The organism is Streptomyces ochraceiscleroticus (genome assembly GCF_000720485.1).
GTDB lineage: Bacteria > Actinomycetota > Actinomycetes > Streptomycetales > Streptomycetaceae > Streptomyces > Streptomyces ochraceiscleroticus.
The window spans coordinates 146,565-163,605 of sequence record NZ_JOAX01000013.1 but is presented as its reverse complement, the minus strand read 5'-3'; the positions used below and the strand labels follow the sequence as shown (position 1 = coordinate 163,605).

General features: G+C 72.2%; 16 protein-coding genes. 13 read left to right on the top strand and 3 right to left on the bottom strand.

Annotated elements, in window-relative coordinates; all coding sequences use genetic code 11:
- Positions 1-116 precede the first annotated feature (116 nt).
- Positions 117-518 carry a hypothetical protein gene (locus IG84_RS38945; RefSeq protein WP_051861905.1) on the top strand — a complete coding sequence of 134 codons (402 nt, stop codon included), beginning with the start codon at positions 117-119 and terminating at the stop codon, positions 516-518.
- A gap of 126 nt (positions 519-644) precedes the next feature.
- Here IG84_RS38945 and IG84_RS0118020 read toward each other — a convergent pair whose 3' ends face one another.
- Together IG84_RS0118020 and IG84_RS0118010 are read right to left on the bottom strand one after the other, a co-directional pair.
- Positions 645-1,739 (bottom strand): YihY/virulence factor BrkB family protein, encoded by a 1,095-nt coding sequence (locus IG84_RS0118020; protein ID WP_078648960.1) that lies wholly within the window; start codon positions 1,737-1,739, stop codon positions 645-647.
- Positions 1,740-1,851: 112 nt separating this feature from the next.
- Complete coding sequence (locus IG84_RS0118010; protein WP_031058022.1) at positions 1,852-2,646, bottom strand: SDR family NAD(P)-dependent oxidoreductase; 795 nt, start codon at positions 2,644-2,646, stop codon at positions 1,852-1,854.
- A 96-nt stretch (positions 2,647-2,742) separates the two neighbouring features.
- On the opposite strand from IG84_RS0118010, the gene IG84_RS0118005 reads away from it, so the two are divergent.
- From IG84_RS0118005 to IG84_RS0117980, 6 genes are all read left to right on the top strand, one after another.
- On the top strand, positions 2,743-3,333 hold the full coding sequence (locus IG84_RS0118005) for an AAA family ATPase (protein ID WP_031058020.1): 591 nt from the start codon (positions 2,743-2,745) through the stop codon (positions 3,331-3,333).
- A gap of 96 nt (positions 3,334-3,429) precedes the next feature.
- Positions 3,430-3,978 carry a DUF2243 domain-containing protein gene (locus tag IG84_RS0118000; RefSeq protein WP_031058018.1) on the top strand — a complete coding sequence of 183 codons (549 nt, stop codon included), beginning with the start codon at positions 3,430-3,432 and terminating at the stop codon, positions 3,976-3,978.
- Complete coding sequence (locus IG84_RS0117995; RefSeq protein WP_037800442.1) at positions 3,978-4,823, top strand: cytochrome c oxidase assembly protein; 846 nt, start codon at positions 3,978-3,980, stop codon at positions 4,821-4,823. The genes IG84_RS0118000 and IG84_RS0117995 overlap by 1 nt, the downstream gene beginning before the upstream one ends.
- A 111-nt stretch (positions 4,824-4,934) precedes the next feature.
- Positions 4,935-6,401, top strand: a complete 1,467-nt coding sequence (locus tag IG84_RS0117990; protein WP_031058014.1) for an aldehyde dehydrogenase family protein — start codon at positions 4,935-4,937, stop codon at positions 6,399-6,401.
- A gap of 39 nt (positions 6,402-6,440) precedes the next feature.
- Positions 6,441-7,985 carry a GMC family oxidoreductase gene (locus IG84_RS0117985; protein ID WP_031058001.1) on the top strand — a complete coding sequence of 515 codons (1,545 nt, stop codon included), beginning with the start codon at positions 6,441-6,443 and terminating at the stop codon, positions 7,983-7,985.
- Entirely contained in the window at positions 7,985-9,472 is a 1,488-nt protein-coding gene (locus IG84_RS0117980; protein WP_031058000.1) for an APC family permease, read from the top strand. Before IG84_RS0117985 ends, IG84_RS0117980 begins: the two co-directional genes overlap by 1 nt.
- Here the strand turns inward: IG84_RS0117980 and IG84_RS0117975 are convergent.
- Entirely contained in the window at positions 9,405-10,457 is a 1,053-nt protein-coding gene (locus tag IG84_RS0117975) for an SDR family oxidoreductase (protein ID WP_051861904.1), read from the bottom strand. The two genes, IG84_RS0117980 and IG84_RS0117975, sit on opposite strands and share 68 nt — an antisense overlap.
- Before the next feature lie 146 nt (positions 10,458-10,603).
- On the opposite strand from IG84_RS0117975, the gene IG84_RS0117970 reads away from it, so the two are divergent.
- From IG84_RS0117970 to IG84_RS0117945, 6 genes are all read left to right on the top strand, one after another.
- Positions 10,604-11,083: an SRPBCC family protein gene (locus IG84_RS0117970; RefSeq protein ID WP_031057990.1), complete on the top strand. Its 480-nt coding sequence runs from the start codon at positions 10,604-10,606 to the stop codon at positions 11,081-11,083.
- Position 11,084: 1 nt separating this feature from the next.
- Complete coding sequence (locus IG84_RS0117965) at positions 11,085-12,713, top strand: phytoene desaturase family protein (RefSeq protein ID WP_031057987.1); 1,629 nt, start codon at positions 11,085-11,087, stop codon at positions 12,711-12,713.
- A gap of 130 nt (positions 12,714-12,843) precedes the next feature.
- The gene (locus IG84_RS0117960) at positions 12,844-14,034 is read left to right on the top strand and encodes a Gfo/Idh/MocA family protein (protein WP_211266474.1); all 1,191 of its coding nucleotides are present in this window, start codon (positions 12,844-12,846) and stop codon (positions 14,032-14,034) included.
- An 8-nt stretch (positions 14,035-14,042) separates the two neighbouring features.
- Complete coding sequence (locus IG84_RS0117955) at positions 14,043-14,978, top strand: DUF6807 domain-containing protein (RefSeq protein ID WP_031057981.1); 936 nt, start codon at positions 14,043-14,045, stop codon at positions 14,976-14,978.
- Positions 14,979-15,013: 35 nt separating this feature from the next.
- Entirely contained in the window at positions 15,014-15,760 is a 747-nt protein-coding gene (locus tag IG84_RS0117950) for a cupin domain-containing protein (protein WP_031057978.1), read from the top strand.
- 2 nt (positions 15,761-15,762) lie between these two features.
- Complete coding sequence (locus tag IG84_RS0117945; RefSeq protein WP_031057976.1) at positions 15,763-17,037, top strand: ABC transporter substrate-binding protein; 1,275 nt, start codon at positions 15,763-15,765, stop codon at positions 17,035-17,037.
- Positions 17,038-17,041 lie beyond the last annotated feature (4 nt).

The following is a 17,041-nucleotide window of genomic DNA, read 5'->3' as shown; positions in this document are numbered from 1 at the left end:
CATCCGGCCCCCCGAAGCCGGTGCCCGCCCGCTTCGTTCCGATGCCCCGACGCGTCGCCGCGCGCGAGAATGGATTGCGCACAGCACACCGTACTCGGGCCACACGAGGAGTTGGGATGCCCAGTACAGCCGAAAGCACGCGGAAATCCGCTGCGAAACGGACCGCCCAGCCGGAGACCACCGAGGACACGCACGTCCACCGCAGTAAGCAGGGCCTGAGCGTGCACACCCTCGATGTCCGCGCCCCGCTGCACGTCCCCTATTTCACGCCGGGGGACGTGGTGAACAACGCGCGGACGGCCGGCGACTGGCTGCCGTCCATGCCGCCTGCCAGGGAACTCCTGTACTACGGCGGGCTCGGAGCGCTGGCCGTCGCCGGGGCGCTGGAGTGGCCGGTGGCGCTGGCCGTCGGCGGCGCGACCGTCCTGTTGCGGCGCTCGGGGCGGCAGGAACCGGCCGAACAGCAGGAGTCGGAGAGCTCTGACACCTCTGAGCAGGCCACCAAGAAGAAGGACTGACCGCGCGGAAGGGGAGGAGGAGAGCCGCCGGTAAGGCGATGCCGGGTCCGGTTCCGCGAGGGACCGGGCCCGGCACCGCACCACGACGGAGGCGGTCCTCCGCCGGGTGCGTAGTGAGGGGCTCGCTCAGAGTTTCCGGGTGTCGCGCGGTTCGACGTACGGCTCCTCGTCCCGCGGATGCCCGGCTTCCAGGGCGCGGCTCCGCTCCATCTCGGCGTTGAATTCGAGACCGAGCAGGATGGCGAGGTTGGAGATCCACAACCACACCAGGAAGATGATGATCCCGGCAAGGCTGCCGTAAGTTTTGTTGTAGTTGCTGAAGTTGGCGACGTAGAGGGCGAAGAGCGCCGAGACGACCAGCCAGAGCACTACAGCGAGCAGGCTGCCGGGAGTGACCCAGCGGAACCTGCGCTTGACGTTGGGCGCCGCCCAGTACAGCAGCGCGATGATGAAGCTCACCAGCACCACCATCACGGGCCATTTGGCGATGTTCCACACCGTGATCGCGGTGCTGCCGAGCCCGATGACATCCCCCGCCTTCCGCGCCAGCGACCCGGTGAACACCACGGCCACACTGATGAGCGCGAGCAGAACGACCGTCACCACGGTGATGAGGAAACGGGTCGGCAGGATCTTCCACGCCGGCCGCCCCTCCCCGATGTCGTACACGGCGTTGGACGCGCGCATGAAGGCCGCGATGTAGCCGGAGGCCGACCACAGCGCGATGATGATGCCGATGACCAGGGCGATGCCGGCCTTGCCCTGGCTGCCCTGCATCTGTTTGAGCATGTTGGTGATGACGTCGCGGGCGGCGCCCGGCGCGAACTTGCCGACGTTGTCGATCATCGGCTGGAGCGTCCCGCTGCCCATCAGGCCCAGGATCGAGACCAGGGCCAGTACGGCCGGGAAGATCGCCAGCACGCCGTAGTAGGTCAGCGCGGCGGCCAGGTCGGTGAGGTTGTCCTTCTTGAACTCCTTGGCGGTGCGCTTCAGCACTTCCGTCCACGACGCCTTCGGCAGATCGCCCGGGCCCTTGGGGGTGCGCCGGTGGTGGCCGCCGCTGCCGGCCCTGTCGGCGTTGCCCGCGCCGGTTGCGGCTCCGGCGCTCGTACCGGACCCGGCTGCGGCTCCGGCCCCGGTGCCTGCACCGGCACCCCCACCGGGGCTCGCTCCGGCGCTCGCTCCGCCGCCGTCGTTCTCTTCTCGCTGATGCCCTTGCATGGGTTACAGCACCTTCCGAAGCGGGTGATCGGATATCCAGCCTCACCCGCCCGGACGGCGGCCCGCCCGCCGGACTGGTCCGTATGGAGGCCACGGACCGCGCCTGTGCCGCTCAGGGCAGAATCGAGTCGACATAACCGCCGTCGACACGGACGGCACCGCCGGTGGTCGCCGACGCCTGCTCGGAGCTGAGGTAGACGACCATATGGGCGATCTCCTCCGGCTCGATCAGCCGCTGCAGCAGCGACTGCGGGCGGTGCTCGCGCATGAAGACGCGCTGCGCCTCGTCCCACGGCAGGTCACGGTCGACCAGCTCGTACACGAAGTCCCGCACGCCGCCGGTGTGCGTCGGCCCGGCGATGACGGAGTTGACCGTGACGCCGGTGCCGGCCGCCTGCTTCGCGAAGCCGCGGCCCACCGCGAGCAGCGCGGTCTTCGACATGCCGTAGTGGATCATCTCGGCGGGGATCACCACCGCCGAGTCACTGGCGATGTACTGGATGCGGCCCCAGCCGCGCCCGGTCATGCCGGGCAGGTACGTACGGGTGAGCCGGACCGCGGCCAGCACGTTCACCTCGAAGTAGCGCCGCCACTCCGCGTCGCTGATCTCCAGGGGATCCTGTGCGCCGAAGACGCCGAGGTTGTTGACGAGGATGTCCACCTCCGACAGCGTCTCCGCCAGCCGGGCGGCGCCCTCTTCGGTCGTCACGTCGCCGGCCGCCTCGACGAACCGCCCGCCGGGCACCTCCTGCCCCAGCCGGGCCACGGCCTCCTCGACCCGCCCGGCGTTCCGCCCATTGACCCCGACCCGCGCCCCCGACCGCGCGAGCCCCGCGGCAATCGCCGCCCCGATCCCCTGCGTCGACCCGGTAACCAACGCGGTCCGCCCTGCGAGATCGACCTGCATGGACCCTCCGTTTCCGCCGCTCCCTGATCTGCCTGTGCCCTGCAGGCTGCCACGCACCGCCCTCCTTCCCCGATAACGGCACGAAAGGTGTCCCTCATGTCATCCCTTCCCACATCCATGCACTCCGACCGTTTCGTCGTCATCACCGGTGGCCCCGGAGCCGGCAAGAGCACGCTCATCGAGCGGCTGGCGGTGCTCGGGTACGCCCGGTCCGAGGAGGCGGGCCGGGGTGTGATCCGGGATCAGGTCGCCGTCGGCGGACACGGGCTGCCCTGGGCCGACCGGGAGCTGTTCGCCGAGCTGATGCTGTGCTGGGAGCTGCGTTCCTACCGGCTCGCCGCGGGCCCGGCCGCGCCGCCCGCCGGTCCCGTCTTCTTCGACCGCGGCCTTCCCGACATCGTCGGCTACCTCCGGCTGCAGGGGCTCCCGGTGCCCGCCCATGTGCACGCCGCCGCGCAGGCGTACCGGTACCACCGCCGCGTATGGGTCGCTCCCTTCTGGCCGGAGATCTACGCGGCGGACGCCGAGCGGAAGCAGTCGCCGGAGGAGGCGGAGCGTACGTACCGGGTGATGGTCGAGACGTACACGGAGTACGGATACGAGCCGGTCGAGCTGGAGCGCGCGGCCGTCGAGGAGCGCGTGCGGTCCGTGCTGCACATGGTGGACCGGTCTCCGGCGGCCGAGTGACGGACGGCCGAGTGAGGGACGGCCGGGCGCGGGAACCGGTATCGGGGCCGGTACAGGAGCCGGGGCACGAAGCGTCGGAGTGGAAGGAGCGACTGTATGGCCAGCACTACGGGTGAGGGGCGGGCCGGGCCGGATCCGCGCAGTATTCGGCTGCCGGGAGTCGTGCTCGGTGTGGGGCTCGGTGGATTCGTCGACGGGATTCTGCTGCATCAGCTCCTGCAGTGGCACCACATGCTGACCAGCACGAACACCGACCGCATCGGGCTTGAGTACTACTCGCCGCATACGGTGTCCGGGCTCCGGATGAACACCGTGTGGGACGGCATCTTCCATACCGTGTGCTGGCTCGCGGTGCTCATCGGGCTGGCCCTGCTGTACTCCCGGGTCACGCACGGGCGGCGGCGGGTGTGGGGCTCGCGGGTGCTGTGGGGCTGGGTCCTGGCGGGCTGGGGGCTGTTCAACCTCGTCGAGGGGGTGCTGGACCATCAGATTCTCGGCATCCACCACGTGCACGGCGGGCCGTACCAGGTCTGGTGGGACGTCGGCTTCCTGGTGCTGGGGGCGCTGCTGCTCCTCGGAGGCTGGGCGCTCCAGCGCAGTGGTCGGGCCTTCGCTCCTGAACGCGCTCCTGAACGGAGTGCCTGATGGGTGGTCATGAGCACCACAGCGGGAGCGGGCACCCGCTGCCCGGTGGTCCGCTGCCGACGGCGGTGGCCGTGGGCCTGCTGGTCCTGCTCGCCGCCGCCTATCTGCTGCTCGTACGGCGGGCCGCCCGGCGCCCGGCCGCGAAGGCCTGGAGTCCCTGGCGCACCGCGAGTTTCCTGGCGGGCTGCGCGCTGGCCGCCGGAGCGCTGTTGCCTCCGCTGGGCGCCTTCGCACACGGGGACTTCCGCGGCCATATGGCCCAGCATCTGCTGATCGGGATGTACGCGCCGCTCGCGCTGGTTCTCGGTGCGCCGGTGACGTTGCTGCTGCGGGCGCTGCCGACCCGCAGCGCCCGGCGGCTGACCGGCGTGCTGCACAGCCGCCCGCTGCGGCTGGTGGCCCATCCGGTGACCGCGCTGGTGCTGAGCACCGGCTCGCTGGCGCTGCTGTACGGCACGCCGCTGTACGACGTGACCGCGGCGCGCCCCGCGCTGCACTGGCTGGTGCACGCGCACTTCCTGCTCTCGGGCTGCCTCTTCGCCTGGGTCGTGGCCGGGCCGGACCCGGCTCCGGCGCGCCCGGGCGTGCCGGCCCGGCTGGTCCTCCTGGGCGTGGCCGTCGCCCTGCACGCGACGCTCTCGCAGCTCCTGTACGGCGGTTTCCTCATCGGCGTGCACGCGCCGGTCGACCAGGTGCGCGGCGGCGCGGAGCTCATGTACTACGGCGGTGACCTCGCCGAGCTGCTGCTGGCCGGCGCGCTGGTCGCCACCTGGCGCCCGGCCCGCGGCCCGCGCCGACCGGCCGCCGCGTCCCTTAGCCCGACCGAGTCACTTTCCCCGCCGTAGCCGGGTCCCTTCGGTGCGCCCCGCCGCGCGTCGCCGCCGACTCAGGACCATGGTGCGGGTCCAGGCCCCGGCGTACGGCCCCGGAGTGGCGGGGAGCGAGGAGAGCGGCAGATGGCTGACCTGTACATCGACGGTGAGTGGACGGGGGCGGCGGCGGGCGGCAGGCGTGACGTGGTCAATCCGTTCGACGCCTCCGTGGTGACGACCGTCGACGACGCGGACGGCACGGACGTCGACCGGGCGGTGCGGGCCGCCCGACGCGCGTTCGACGACGGCGAGTGGGCGAACGCCCCGACCCGGCGCCGCGCCGACATCCTGCACCGGGTGTACGAGCTGCTGCTGCGCGACCTCGAGGACATCGCGCGCACGGAGACGCAGGACACCGGTAAGACGATCGCGGAGTCGCGGCTCGATGTGGAGGACATCGCGAACGCGTTCCGGTACTTCGCCGAGATCGCCGACAAGGACGGCGGTCGGGTGGTGGACGTCGGCCCGGACGTGCTGAGCCGGGTGGTGTACCAGCCGGTCGGGGTGTGCGCGCTGATCGCGCCGTGGAACTATCCACTGCTCCAGGCGACTTGGAAGGTGGCGCCCGCACTCGCGGCGGGCAACACCTTCGTCCTGAAGCCGAGCGAGACGACGCCGCTGACGACGATCATCCTGTTCCGGCTGCTGGAGGAGGCGGGAGCGCCGCCCGGGGTGGCCAATCTCGTACTCGGTCCGGGCTCGACCGTCGGCGCCGCGATGACCCAGCACCCGGAGGTGGACATGGTGTCCTTCACCGGCGGGCTGGCCACCGGGCGCACGATCATGGCGGGCGCCGCGGCGGACGTGAAGAACATCGCGCTGGAGCTGGGCGGCAAAAACCCCAATGTGGTGTTCGAGGACTGCGACTTCGACGCGGCGGTGGACTACGCGCTGGATGCCTCCTTCCTGCACTCCGGGCAGGTGTGTTCGGCCGGGTCGCGGCTGATCGTGCAGGAAGGGCTGTACGACCGGTTCGTCGAGGCGCTGGCCGACCGGGCGCAGCGCATCCGGCTGGGCAACGGCATGAACGAGGACACCGAGAGCGGGCCGCTCAGCTCCGCCGAGCACCGCGAGAAGGTGGAGGGCTATCTGGAGGTCGCCCGCAACGAGGGCGCGCGGCTGGTGTGCGGCGGGCGCCGTCCGGACGCCCCCGAGCTCTCCCGCGGCTTCTTCGTGCTGCCGACCATCTACGCCGACTGCGACCGGTCGATGCGGATCGTGCAGGAGGAGGTGTTCGGCCCGGTGGTGACGGTCGAGCGGTTCCGGGACGAGGAGGACGCGGTGCGGCTCGCCAATGACACCAAGTACGGGCTGGCGGGCGCCGTGTGGACCAGTGACGCGAGCCGGGCGCAGCGGGTGGCGCAGCGGCTGCGGCACGGCACGGTCTGGATCAATGACTTCCATCCGTACGTCCCGCAGGCCGAGTGGGGCGGGTTTGGGCACTCCGGGGTGGGGCGTGAGCTGGGCCCGACGGGGCTGCGCGAGTACCAGGAGGCCAAGCACATCTACCAGAACCTCAAGCCGGCCCCGTCCGGCTGGTTCAAGGGCTGAGGCGCGGGCGTGGCGACCGGAGGGAACGAGGAGCGGGGCATGGGAGACGACGAGACGGCGTACAACTACGTCATTGTGGGCGGTGGGACGGCGGGTTGTGTGCTGGCCGCGCGGCTGACCGAGGATCCCGACTGCCGGGTGTGTGTGGTCGAGGGCGGGCCCAGTGACGTGGGCGACGAGAAGATCCTGCGGCTGCGGAACTGGATCAATCTGCTGGATTCGGAGTACGACTACGGCTATACGACCGTGGAGCAGCCGCGCGGGAACTCGCACATTCTGCACTCGAGGGCGCGCGTGCTCGGCGGCTGCTCCTCGCACAACACCCTGATCAGCTTTCTGCCGCTGCCGGAGGACATGGACGAGTGGGCGGCGCTGGGCGCTGCCGGCTGGGACGCCGCGACGGTGCTGCCGTACCGCGACCGGCTGCAGAACCGCATCGTGCCGGTGGCGGAGCAGGACCGCAATCCGATCGCGAAGGACTTCGTGACGGCCGCGGCGTCCGCGCTGGGCGTGCCGGTGGTCGAGGACTTCAACGCCCGGCCGTTCGCGGACGGGGTGGGGTTCTTCTCACTGGCGTACGAGGCGGAGGGCAACAAGCGGTCGTCGGCGTCGGTGGCGTATCTGCATCCGGTCCTGGACCGGCCGAATCTGACGCTGAAGCTGGAGACCTGGGCGCATGAGGTGGTGCCGGACGGGGACGGCCGGATGACCTGCGTACGCGTACGGTCCGCGGACGGGACGGAGACGACGCTGCGGGCGGAGCGGGAGCTGCTGCTGTGCGCGGGCGCCATCGACACGCCGCGGCTGCTGATGCTCTCCGGCATCGGCCCGGCGGACCAGCTGCGCGAGCTGGGCATCAAGGTACGGGCGGACCTGCCGGGGGTGGGTGAGAATCTGCTCGACCACCCGGAGTCGGTGATCATCTGGGAGACGGACGGGCCGCTGCCGCCCAACTCGGCGATGGACTCCGACGCCGGGCTGTTCCTGCGCCGCGATCCGGACGGCGGACCACGGCCTGACCTGATGTTCCACTTCTACCAAGTGCCGTTCAGCGTCAACACGGAGCGGCTGGGCTATCCGGCGGTGGAGCACGGCGTGTGCATGACGCCGAACGTGCCGCGGGCCCGCTCCGTGGGCCGGATGTGGCTGCGCAGCGCGGATCCGGCGGAGAAACCGGCGCTGGATTTCCAGTACTTCACCGATCCGGACGGGCACGACGAGAAGACGATCGTGGACGGGCTGAAGGTCGCGCGCGAGGTGGCGGCGACGCCACCGCTGCGGGACTGGCTGAAGCGGGAGGTGGCGCCGGGCCCCGATGTCACCTCGGACGCGGCGCTGTCCGAGTACGGGCGGCGGGTCGCGCACACCGTGTACCACCCGGCGGGCACCTGCAAGATGGGCGGTGACGACGACCCCATGGCCGTGCTCGATCCGCAGTTGCGGGTGCGCGGCCTGGACGGCATCCGGGTCGTGGACGCCTCCCTCTTCCCGACGATGCCGACGATCAACCCGATGGTGACGGTGCTGCTGGCGGCCGAACGGGCGGCGGACCTGCTGCGGGGCGCGAACGGAGGCGGTCGGTGATGACGACGGCCAACACCCCGGCCGACGGCGCGGCCGGCGGCGGGAGCGAGAGCGGCGACGGGTCCGTCCCCGGCTCGGAGTTCCGCAAGGACATGGGCCCGTGGGCGAACTTCGCGCTGGGCTTCACCTACCTCTCCCCCGTCGTCAGCACCTACACCCTCTTCGCCACGGCGCTCGGCGAGGGCGGCCCGCCGATGGTGTGGGCATTCGTGCTGGCCGGATGCGGTCAGTTCCTGGTCGCGCTGGTCTTCGGTGAGGTGGTCGCGCAGTTCCCCATCGCGGGCGGGGTCTATCCGTGGGCCCGGCACCTGTGGGGCAAGCGCTGGGCGTGGATGACCGGCTGGATCTACATGTGGGCGCTGCTGGTCACGATCACGTCGGTGGCGTACGGCGCGGGCCCGTACATCGCGCTGCTGATCGGCTTCACACCCACGGTCCACACCACCGTTCTGTGCACGGTCGTGCTCATCATCGTCGCCGTACTGATCAACTACGCCGGTACGAAGTGGCTTTCGGCGGCGGCCGTGATCGGGTTCGGCGCCGAGTTGATCGGCGCGCTGATCGTCGGCATTTACCTGCTGGCCACCCACCGCGCGCACAACCTCGGCGTCATCTTCGACACGTACGGCACCGAGGGCGACGGCAGCTATCTGCCGGTCTTCCTGGCGGCCGCGATCATCGGCTTCTACCAGTACTACGGCTTCGAGGCGTGCGGGGACACCGCCGAGGAGGTCGAGCACCCTGGCCGGGTGATTCCGAAGGCGATGCGCCGCACGATCTACGTGGGCGGCGCGGCGGCCACCTTCACCTGTCTGTCCCTCCTGCTCTCCGTCACCGACTACCGCGCGGTGGTCTCCGGCAAGGACACCGACCCCGTGGTGCACCTGCTGTACGACGCGCTGGGCGAGGTCGGGGCCCGGCTCGTGATGGCCGTGGTCCTCATCTCGTTCCTGTCGTGCACGATCAGCCTCCAGGCGGCGGCCGGCCGGCTGATCTACTCGTACGCGCGCGACCAGATGATCGTCGGCCACCGGCTGCTGCGGAAGTTCGCGCACGCCAGGGCGGTGCCGGGCTGGGCCCTCTTCGTGTCGGCCGTCATCCCGGCGATCATCGCCTTCGGCTCCCTGGTCTCGGAGGACGCGCTCACCAAGATCGTGTCGTTCGCGATCCTGGGCATCTACGCCTCGTTCCAGATGGTCGTACTGGCCGCACTGCGCGCCCGGCTGAAGGGCTGGAAGCCGAGCGGCGAGTACCGGCTGGGCCGCTGGGGGCTGCTGGTGAACGCCGGGGCGCTGGCGTACGGCATCTTCGCCATCATCAACATCTGCTGGGCCCGCACGCCCGAGGCCGCCTGGTACGACAACTACATCGTGCTGCTGTGCGGTGGCGTCGTCGTCCTGGTGGGCGTGATCTACATGTTCACCACGCACCATTACGGCCGCAGCGACGCACCCTGTGGCGACGCGATCCCTGAGTCGCGGCGCTGAGAGGTGCGCGGCCGCCTGCCACCCGGAAGGCCGCATACGCGGCGCCCGTCAGCACCGCCGCCGTGGCCAGGCGGCGGCCCGCCGTGCGGCGCCCGCCGGCCCAGCCGCCGCGGACGGCGCCGCCCGGCAGCGGGTGCGGCACGCTTCCCACGGTGTCCGGGGCCGACTCGGTGCGGGAGAGGTGGGCGCGGTTCATCTGGTACGCCAGGCCCTTCTCCATCAGGCGCGGCGTGAGCTTCGTCTGGAGGGCCAGGAACGCGGCGGCGGGGCCGACGTACGCCTCGCGGCGCGGCGAGCGCACCAGGCGGAGCGCCTTCCGGGCCGCCCGTTCGGGGGTGTAGACGGGGGCCATCGGGATGACCTTGCGGCCCGAGTAGTTGGCGGCGCTCTCGAAGAACGGGGTGTCCATCGTGGCGGGCAGCATCGTGCAGACGTGCACGTCACGGTGGCCCTCCAGCCACAGCTCCTGGCGCAGGCTGGTGCCCAGTGAGCGGACGGCGGCCTTGGCCAGCGCGTAGGGCGCGTTGTACGGGACCGGCGCGACGCCGACGACCGAGGAGACGTTGATCAGGGTGCCGCTGCCCTGGCGGCGCATCGCGGTGAGCGCGGCGCGGGCTCCGTACACATAGCCCATGACGTCGGTGTCGATCACCTTGCGGCAGACGTCGGCCGGGATCTCGTCGAGCGCGCCGAAGGCGGCGACGGCGGCGTTGTTGATCCAGACGTCGATCCGGCCGAAGGCATCGACGGCCTCCTGGGCGAGCCGGTCCACCGCGGCGGCGTCGGTCACCTCGGTGGGGACGGGGAGCGCGCGCCCGGCGCCGCGCCGGCGGCAGCGGCGGGCGACCTCGTTCAGCTCCTCGGCGCGCCGCGCGGCCAGCACGACGTGCCAGCCGCGGGCCGCGAACGCCTCGGCGCACGCCCGTCCAACGCCGCTGGACGCGCCGGTGATCACTACGACGCCGCCCTCAGCCTGGGGCACCATGGCCGCCTCCTCCGTACGTACGGCCGCGGACCGGGCCGCGGTGCTTGTCGAGGCCATGGAGTACCCGGACAGGCATAATGCACACATATAGGATCATCCATCGGCATGACCCGCCGGCCTCGCCGGCCGACCCGGATGGAGCACACATGGCCGTACGGCACCAGCTCATCGCCCGGAAGCCGGCCGCCGTATGGGCGGTGCTCGAGGACTGCACCCAGTACGGCGACTGGGTGGTCGGCCCGTCGCACTCCGACCCGCAGGACGGCGACTGGCCGGACGTCGGCTCCTCCATCTGCTACAAGCTGCGGCTGGGCCGCCGGGAGCTGGCGGGCCATACCGTCGTCCGGCGACACGAGCCGCCGCGGTGGCTGGAGCTGGAGGCGTACTGCGAGCCGCTCGGCTCGGCCCGGATCGCGCTGGACATCCGGCCCTGGGGCGAGGAGACCCTGGTCATCCTGGACGAGCACCCGCTGCGCGGCTACGGCGGGCTGTTTCACAACTTCGCCTTGGACGCCCTGCTGCAACTGCGCCACCGCAACATGCTCAAGCGCCTCGCGAAGGTGGTCGAGGAGCTGCCCCGGGAGGCGGAAGCGAAGGCCGGGGCCGGGCGCGCGGCGGGGCGGTGACATGCCCGACGCGGTGGTGATCGGCGCGGGGCCCAACGGCCTGGTGGCCGCCAACCTCCTCGCCGACGCGGGCTGGAGCGTCACGGTACTGGAAGCACAGCCCGAGCCCGGCGGCGCCGTCCGCAGCGACCGGGGCGTCCATCCGGAGTACATCAGCGACGTCTTCAGCGCGTTCTACCCGCTCGCGGCCGCCTCGCCGGTCGTGCGCGGGCTGGAGCTGCACCGGTACGGCCTGCGCTGGAGCCACGCGCCGCACGTCCTCGCGCACCCGCTGACCGACGGCAGATGCGCGGTACTGGCCCGCGACCGGGCGGCGACCGCGGCCGGACTGGCGGGCTTCGGGGCGGGGGACGGCGAGGCGTGGGAACACCTGTGCCGCATCTGGGACCGGCTCGGCGAGGACATCATGCGGGCGCTGTTCACACCGTTCCCGCCGGTACGCGCCACGGCCCGGCTGGCGGTCCGGCTGCGCGGCGCCGGCGGGCTGCGGCTGGCCCGCAGCCTGGTGCTGCCGGTACGCCGGCTGGGTGAGGAGGAGTTCGCGGGCGACGGCGGGCGGCTGCTGCTGGCGGGCAACGCGCTCCACGCGGACCTGGCGCCGGAGGCGGCGGGCAGCGGCGGGTACGGCTGGCTGCTGGCCATGCTCGGGCAGGCGATCGGCTTCCCGGTGCCGGTCGGCGGCTCGGGCGCGCTGACCGCCGCGCTGGTCACCCGGCTGACGGAGCGCGGCGTCGCCGTGCGCTGCGGGGAACGGGTGACCGAGGTCGTCGTGCGGCACGGCCGCGCCGCGGGGGTGCGCACGGCAGGCGGCGAAACGGTTCCGGCGGATCGGGCGGTACTGGCGGACGTGCCGGCGCCGGAGCTGTACCGGGAGCTGGTCGGCGCCGGGCAGCTGCCGGCGCGGATCTTCGACGATCTGCGCCGGTTCCAGTGGGACTTCGCGACGTTCAAGGTCGACTGGGCGCTGGACGGCCCGGTGCCGTGGACCGCGCCGGAGGCCGCCCGGGCCGGCACCGTCCATCTCGCCGACGGGGTCGATGAGTTGACCCGTTTCGCCGCACAGATCGCGAGGGGCCTGGTGCCCGACCGGCCCTTCGCGCTGTTCGGCCAGATGACGACGGCGGACGCCACCCGCTCGCCGGCCGGCACGGAGTCGGCGTGGGCGTACACCCATGTGCCGCAGACTGTGCGGGGGGACGCGGGGCCCGACGAGCTGACGGGGCGTTGGAAGCCGGACGAGCAGGAGGCGATGGCCGACCGCATCGAGGAGCAGGTGGAGCGGTTCGCGCCCGGCTTCCGCGGCCGCGTCCGGGCCCGGCGCATCCTCGCGCCGCCCACCCTGCAGGCCATGAACGGCAATCTGCACGGCGGCGCGCTCAACGGCGGTACCGCCGGCATGCACCAGCAGCTCGTCTTCCGGCCGCTGCCCGGCACGGGCCGCCCGGAGACCCCGGTGCCCGGCCTCTACCTCGCCTCGGCATCCGCCCACCCCGGCGGCGGGGTGCACGGCGCGCCCGGCGCGAACGCGGCACGCGCCGCCCTTCGCGCGGGCGGCCCCGCCCGCTTCCTCGCCGCCGCGCAGGGCGCGCTCGCCGAGCGGGGCCGCAATGGCGAGAAGGGCCGCACATAGGCCGTTCCAGGGCTCGGCCATCGTTCGTCCTGCCGAACTTCCCTTGCTGCAGGGGTCTTGTCTCAACGTGCGGCGCGGGCCTAGTGTCGCCAGCCGGTAAGCGCTTTCTATCCGAGGGAGCTGTCCCGGCATGCCCGTTGCCGAACCGCCCGCCCAGCCACCGACCACCCGCACCACGCCCATCTCCCCCAGTACTCCCGCCTCCCCCGTCCGCGCCGCAGTCGTCGGCACCGGCGGCATCGTCACCGGCAGCCACCTGCCGGCCCTGCGCGAACTGCACGGCCGCGTCCGGCTGGTGGCCGCCGTCGACACCGATCCCGCACGGCTCACCGCCTTCCGCGACCTGGCGGGCGACGACGTGCACGGCTACGGCGATCTCGACGAGATGCTCGCCGCCGAGCGCCCGGACCTGGTCCTCCTCGGCACCCCGCCCGCCCTGCACGCCGTGCAGGCAACGGCCGCGCTGCGGGCCGGTGCCTGGGTGCTGTGCGAGAAGCCGCTGTGTCTCTCCCTCGCCGAGTACGACGCGATCGCGGCGGCGGAGGGCACCGAAGAGGGCGGCACCGGCGGCCCGTACGCCTCCGTCGTCTTCCAGCACCGGTACGGATCGGGCGCGGTGCACGCGCGCGAGCTGCTGCGCTCCGGGGAACTGGGGCGGCCGCTGGTCGCGCACTGCCAGACCACCTGGTACCGGGACCGCGCGTACTACTCCGTTCCCTGGCGCGGCCGCTGGGCCACCGAGGGCGGCGGGCCGACCATGGGCCACGGCATCCACCAGATGGATCTGCTGCTGCATCTGCTCGGCGACTGGACCGAGGTACGGGCGATGGCGGGCCGGCTGGTGCACGACGTGGAGAGCGAGGACGTCTCCACCGCGCTCGTCCAGTTCGCCGACGGCACCATGGCCACCGTCGTGAACAGCGTGCTCAGCCCCGACGAGGTGAGCCGCATCCGCATCGACTGCGCGGACGCCACGGTCGAACTGACGCATCTGTACGGGCACTCCAACGACGACTGGGCGTACACCCCGGCCGTGCACGCCCGCGACGACGAGCGGCGCACCGCCCACTGGCGCACCCCCGCCGCCGACGTGCCCAGCTCGCACGCCGCGCAGCTCGACGGCTTCCTGGACGCCATGGAGAAGGGCGTCCGCCCGCCCGGCAGCGGTACGGAAGCGCGCCGCACGCTGGAATTCCTCGCCGCGCTCTACAAGTCGGCGTTCACCGGGCGGCCGGTCGGCGCGGGCGAGATCGGTCCGGACGACCCCTACTACCACGCCATGCACGGCAACCACCCCGACTGGGCACCGAAGGAGCAGTGACCGCTGCGATGAGCGCACCGACGCCGATCACCGTCACCCACACCCACGGCGAGCGCATACGGGTCGCCGCCGGGGGCACCGAGCTGCTGTCCTACGTCTACGCGCCCGACCCGGTGGCCTTCGAGGCGCGCAAGCCGTACGTGCACCCGCTGCGCACCCTCGCGGGGCACACCGTCAGCGGCTACCGGCCCAACGACCACCGCTGGCACAAGGGTCTGCAGATGACCGCGAGCCATCTGTCGGGCCAGAACTTCTGGGGCGGCAACTCCTATGTACACGGCGAGGGTTACCTCCCGCTCCACGAGCGGATCGGCTCCATGCGGCACGACGGCTTCGACGCCTTCGAGGCCGCCGAGGACCGGCTGGACTTCACCGAATCGCTCACCTGGGTCGAGAACGGCGGCCAGGAGTGGGCGCGCGAGCGTCGCACGGTCGCGGTGCACTCGGTGGACGCGGAGGCCGGCGCGTACGCGCTGGACTGGTCGATCCAGCTGACCAACGTCCGTGACGAGGCGCTGCGCTTCGGGTCGCCGACGACCGCGGGCCGGGAGATGGCGGGCTACACCGGGCTGCAGTGGCGCGGCCCCCGGGCCTTCACAGGCGCGCAGGTGCTGACCCCGGTCGGCCCGAGCACCGACGAGGAGACGATGGGCAAGCCCGCCGCCGAGCATCCGTGGATCGCGGTCGTGGGCGAGCACGACGACGTGGACGGGCACGCCACGCTTGCCTTCGCGCACGCCCCGGAGAACGCCGACGCCGTCCACGCCTCGCACTGGTTCGTACGCTCCGAGCCGATCCCGTCCGTCGCGTTCTCCTGGGCGTTCTTCGAGGAGTTCGCGCTGGAACCGGGCGAGTCCTTCGCGTACCGGTACCGGGTGCTGGTCGCCGATGGTGCGTGGGATCCGCACCGCATCGAAGCCCATCTGAAGTCGCTGGCCTGGTGACGGACGGACCGAGGGACTGAAGAAGGGAGCCGGTCATGGTCATGGACGCGCCGCTGCCGGGCGGCATCGGACTGTCGCACCTCAGCGCCTATGAGTGGGAGGCCGCCGACGGTGTGTGCGGGGGCAGCCCGCATCTGCACCTCGCCTGCACGGAGGCGTACGTCGTCACCGGGGGCCGGGGCGCCGTACAGACGCTGAGCGTCGCGGACGGCTACCGCGAGACGCCGCTGGAGCCGGGCGTCATCGCGTGGTTCACGCCGGGGACCGTGCACCGCATGGTCAACGGCGACGGGCTGCGGGTGACGGTACTGATGCAGAACGGCGGGCTGCCGGAGGCGGGGGACGCGGTCTTCACCTTCCCGCCCGAGGTGCTGGCCGATCCGGCGGCGTACGCCGCTGCCGCCGCGCTGCCCGCGAAGGAGGGGCCCGAGGCGGAGGCCGCCGCACGGAAGCGGCGGGACCTCGCCGTCGAGGGGTACCAGGCGCTGCGTACCGCACTGGCGGACGGTGACGACGGGCCGCTGCGCGCCTTCCACGAGGCGGCCGCCCGGCTCGTCGCGTCCAAGGCCGATGCCTGGCGGGATCGCTGGCGCGAAGGCGCGCTGGCCGCCGCCGAGCGGACGGGGCGGCACCTCACTGCGCTCGCCGCGGGCGACGCGGCGCATCTGGCCGAGGGCGGGGTCCGGTCGGCGGGCCCGACCCGGCACGGCGGGTACGGCATGTGCGGCCGCCGCGAGGAGTACGAACTGCCCGGTACGACGCTTCCTTACTACGGGGAGTGAACGTGCGGCGTCCCATAACCCTCGCGGCCATGGCGCTCGCCCTCTGCCTGGCCCTGGCGGGCTGCGGCGGCGGTGGGGCCTCCACCGCCGCCGACAGCAAGGTCACGCTCCGCTTCACCTGGTGGGGCAACGCGGACCGGGCAGCGCGCACCGAGAAGGCCGTCGCCGCCTTCGAGCGGGCGAACCCCGGCATCGACATCCAGACCTCGTACTCCACGTACGAGTCGTACAAGCAGAAGCTGGCCACCCAGGCGGCGGGCGGCGACGTCCCCGACCTCATCCAGCTCGACTACCGGCAGATCAGCCAGTACGCGGGCTCCGACGTGCTGCTCGACCTGGGGACTCAACGCAAGGCGCTGCCCACCGAGGACATGGACTCCGGGCTGCTGAAGACCGGGCAGGTGGGCGGCGTGCAGTACGCGCTGCCGATGGGCGTCGGCACGCAGGCCCTCGCGTACGACAAGGAGGCGTGGCGGAAGGCCGGGCTGCGTGCCCCGAAGCCGGGCTGGACCTGGGAGGAGTGGGCGGACGCGCTGCGGAAGCTGAAGGCCGCCGGGTACGAGCGGCCCATGACGGACCCGGGCTCGATGGAGGACTGGTTCGAGGTCTGGCTGCGCGGGCAGGGCAAGCGGCTGTACGGCGCTGACGGGCAGGCCGCCTTCAGCGCGGCGGACCTGGCCCGCTTCTGGGCCTTCACCTCGAAGCTGCGCAAGGAGGGGCTGGTCAGCCGGGCCGAGGACACCACACAGATGGCGGGCTCGGTCGAGGACTCGCCGATGGGCCGCAAACGGGCGGTCGCGGAGTTCAACTGGGATGCCCCATCGGCCGGTTACGAGGCGATGTACGGGGACCGGCTGGCGCTCGCGCCGATGCCGGCGGGCCCGGACGGCACCCCTGGTCAGTACTACAAGCCGTCGATGCTCCTCGGGATCGCCGCCGGCAGCACCCATCCCCGCGAGGCGGCCCGCTTCCTCGACTTCCTGCTCAACTCCGACGCGGCCGCCGACATCCTCGGCGTGGACCGCGGCACCCCGGTCAACGGCCGGCAGCGGACCCGCGTACTGCCGAAGGTGACCGGCTTCCAGCAGCAGGTCGCCGGGCTCCAGGAATCCCTGGAGGGCAAGCTGAAGGACCCGCCGGCCGCGCCGCCGCGCGGCGACAACGGCCTGCAGTCGACCTTCCAGCGCGACTACGACCAGGTGGCCTTCGAGCAGGCGTCCCCGCGCGAGGTCGCCGAGGACTTCCTTACCGAGGCACGGACGGAGCTGAGGCCGTGAGCAC